We start from the raw sequence: 3,526 nt of genomic DNA, 5'->3' as shown, positions 1-3,526 counted from the left end.
TTTCGAGCCGTTTGGTTGCCGCATCTCAGAAAACGAATGGCTTCTTGTCGCCAAGATCGTGCTCTTTCCCACAGCAGTCTTTTGGGTCGGTGTCTGGGTGGCTGCAAAAATCATCACAGGCGAATGACTGCCCAACACGGAAATTGTCGTTCCTCCCACCCCGAAGGGCGAAGAGCGGACGTTCGCTGCGGGCGCGGAATTAGTCGGTATTGAACAACGAGATCAGGCGATCTGACAGCCTGATTTGCGCGGCTCAAAGCAGAAGAGTTTAACCATCGGCCAGGCTCGAGGACATGTCCCTCGCCGATGTCGCGCCACTCTCGACGCCACCGGATTTGGACGAGGCTTGGATATGGGCTCAGATCGAGATTGGGCGGGTGTTCGTCGATCGGTGGCGCATAGGGTCCGGCTGGCTGTATCCGGTCGAGGGGGAGAACGCGTCGGAGATTTTCAACGATGTAGTCGCGGAGCAGATGAGCCGCGCTGTCATCTCGGCTTACCGCGAGCGCAGGTCATAGACCGAATCGCCCGCAGTCAGGTTTGACGCGGACGACGCAGTTCTCTGGCGTTGCAGCGAACTTTTTTGCATCACTGTCAGTTTGCGAAAAAGTCAGGATTTTGGGTGGCTGCTTCGGCCGCGGATGGCGGATGCTCCTTGGTATGCTGGGCCCGGCAGCTCCGGGCCACCTCTGGCAGGCGACGAAGAGCGTTTGCGAAAAATAAATCAAAGACTTACGCCCTTTTCGACCTTCCTTGACGGATATCGAAAGCGTCGTCTGAGATGCTCGCAGAAGCCCGAGGTGGCATCCTGCGGGCAGGACGGGAACAAGCGATGCGCAGCTATAACGCGACATGCAGTCTGGATGAGATCGGTGCGGGACAGGCGCAGCCCCGGGACCGGATTGTTTGCCTTCCCGAGGGTGGTGGTCTGCAGGAGGCCGAACCGAACGACCGACAGGCTGCCGATATCGCGGTTGACTGGTGCTCTACCGATACGGGCGTGTTCAAGGCCGCGGGATCCGCGTCTCCAGTCTTTCGGTCCGATGCCGGCATCGAGATCGCGACATCCCATTTCCGGATCGGTCTGACCTGGCCCGGATGCGACACGGGCACGCTGCAGGTGTTCGTTCACCCGCATTGGCCGGGTTCGTATCGCAGCATCAACGTCTCCCCGCGCTTCTGGACCGTGGATCTTCTGTCATTCGAAAAGATTACCCTTCGAGGAGAGCTTCTACCCGACGATCCTCGGCGGATTACTGGCGTTCCCAGGTCGGGGTTCGGAACGTCGTGTCTTCGCTTCCATGCCGACATCGATCTGCGGTTCTCCTTCGGTCATGGCTGGCGGCAGGGCGATCACGTCTTTCGGATCGGAACATCGGAGATCATCGCCCATGCCGCGGGCGACGGCATGACGTCAGACGATGGGTGCTACTGCGCCGACTGCATCGAAGCTGGGTTTCAAGTCGAACTGACCGTCCCCGATGGCGGAATCTACAATCGCCATCTCAACCGATCGCCCGCGCCCGATGATGAGATCCGCCTTCGAGCAAAGAAGCTCCGGGACCCTGAAGATCCCGCGGCGCTGAGCATTCAGCGATACGGGTTGAAGACCTTCGAATGGCGCCTCGGGTCTGATCCCGCGGCGTGCCGCGATCGGCTGGCACGGGCCCGCGCCATCTCCTTGAAAAGTCGCGCACGAACGGACGGAACGACATCATGAATGTTCTCTTCTTCGCGGATCTGCATCTGGACCTCTGGCTGGGCGCCAGTCGGGACCCCTTTGCAGAGATTCCGGAAACCGTTTGGGAGCGCATCGACGCCGTCGTCGTCGTCGGAGATCTGACGAACAAGCCGAAGGTCCGCTGGCCGCATGCGCTAGCGCATATGGGCAAATACATCGCGCTCGACCGCGTTTATCTGCTGCCGGGTAATCACGACTATTACGACCACACGCTCGACGGCGACGACCGGTTGGCCGCGATCGCGACCGAAGCAGGCGCCCGGTTTGTGCAGACCGCCGCGATCGAGTTCGGAGGATGTCGGCTACTCTGCGCAACGCTCTGGACGGACTTCGAACTGACTGGCCCGAAAGACGAGGCGGTCCGGAGCGCGATGTCCGGGGCCGTAAAGCGAATGAGCGATTACCGCTACATCCGTCTGGGATCGGATGGATACCGCCGCATTCGTCCGCAGGACATCCGGCGCAATCACATGGCGCATCGCGCTTGGCTGGAACAGAAACTGGCCGAGCCCTTCGAGGGCGATACAATCGTGGCAACGCATCACGCGCCGCATCCAGATGCGCTGGAAGGCGATTTCCTCGACGTGGCCTATGCCTCCGATCTGTCCGAATTGATCGAGAGGCACGCACCCGCTTTCTGGATCTACGGACACACCCACACGCCGGCGGCGTTCACGGTCGGTCGGACCGAGCTTGTCAACGTTTCCCTGGGCTACCCGATGGAGATCGGTGAGGGTCAATGTCATCGCGCGTTTCCTGAGCGGACTCTTCGATCTCTCGGACGGTCGCGCCACGCCGCTCGGCCCCCGCAGCGGCCGATCCGTGCAATCCGCTGTCAGTGACGAAGATCCCTCTCGCGCGCCGGCGGAGCGCGTCATCTTAATCGATTTCGAGGCCTCGGGCCTGGGATCCGGGACCTGGCCGATCGAAGTGGGGCTCGCGTGGGTGGAGGGAACGGAGATTGGATCCTGGTCGACACTCATCCGGCCGTCCGACACTTGGGACCACGCGGAGTGGTCTGAGGCTTCCGCCCAGCTCCACAACATCCCTCGAGACGCACTTGAAGATGCGCCCGATGCCGTGGGCGTGGCTCGGGATCTGCTCGAGCGGATCGAGGGATGCGTCCTGGTGAGCGATGCGCCCGGGTTCGACGGCTGGTGGCTGTCGCGCCTGTTCGACTTGATCAAGGCGCCGCGACCGCGGATCCTGGATTTCGACGCTGTGGCCGCAGAAATGACAACGGATCGCGGATTGGACTACGTCTACGAACGCTTGGAGCGCACGAAGACACCGCACCGGGCGGAGGGGAACGCCGTTCGGCTGGCCCGGGCGCTTCTGGGGGGATTGAAAGCGTCAGAGAAGGCAGATCGGTGATCGGCGCATTTCACACCGAACGAGCCGCGAATACGCGTCAGGGAGGAGATTTTACTGATGCCCGAACCCACTGAACCGGAATCCGGAATCCTGAAGTTGCGCGATACCTCGATGAACGGGATGGCCGTCTTCGCTGGGCGTCGCTCGAACTTGCGCGTCTGCGGCGGTCGGTGGATGGCAAGGACGGGACAGGTGCGCGATGGCACCTACTCGACACATTCGCCGAGGCCAGCGGTCTAAGCCCGGGGCGTCTGAGGGACATCCTGACTGGCCACCTCGAACCGGAGGAAACGGACCGCGCTGTGATCGCGTCGGCGTTCACCGCGCTTCCTGCGGCAAGGCTCGCGATTCTCGCATCGGAGATCAATATGAAGCCCGACACGCTGGTCGCGCGTTTGTCCGACATATCGT

4 protein-coding genes are annotated in these 3,526 nt (G+C 61.6%); all 4 read left to right on the top strand.

Features of this window, described 5'->3' with window-relative positions:
* Positions 1-293 precede the first annotated feature (293 nt).
* A complete protein-coding gene (locus tag RM543_RS18870; RefSeq protein ID WP_311694473.1) occupies positions 294-518 on the top strand; it encodes a hypothetical protein in 225 nt (74 codons plus the stop codon).
* A 314-nt stretch (positions 519-832) separates the two neighbouring features.
* A complete protein-coding gene (locus tag RM543_RS18865; protein ID WP_311694472.1) occupies positions 833-1,720 on the top strand; it encodes a hypothetical protein in 888 nt (295 codons plus the stop codon).
* Positions 1,717-2,583: a metallophosphoesterase gene (locus RM543_RS18860; protein WP_311694470.1), complete on the top strand. Its 867-nt coding sequence runs from the start codon at positions 1,717-1,719 to the stop codon at positions 2,581-2,583. Before RM543_RS18865 ends, RM543_RS18860 begins: the two co-directional genes overlap by 4 nt.
* Entirely contained in the window at positions 2,564-3,115 is a 552-nt protein-coding gene (locus RM543_RS18855) for a 3'-5' exonuclease (RefSeq protein ID WP_311694468.1), read from the top strand. Before RM543_RS18860 ends, RM543_RS18855 begins: the two co-directional genes overlap by 20 nt.
* The last annotated feature ends 411 nt before the right edge of the window (positions 3,116-3,526 follow it).

Origin of the sequence: Tropicimonas omnivorans (assembly GCF_031846565.1) — a bacterium.
In the GTDB taxonomy this organism is placed as follows: Bacteria; Pseudomonadota; Alphaproteobacteria; order Rhodobacterales; family Rhodobacteraceae; genus Tropicimonas_B; species Tropicimonas_B omnivorans.
This window is presented reverse-complemented; position numbering and strand designations above follow the sequence as displayed.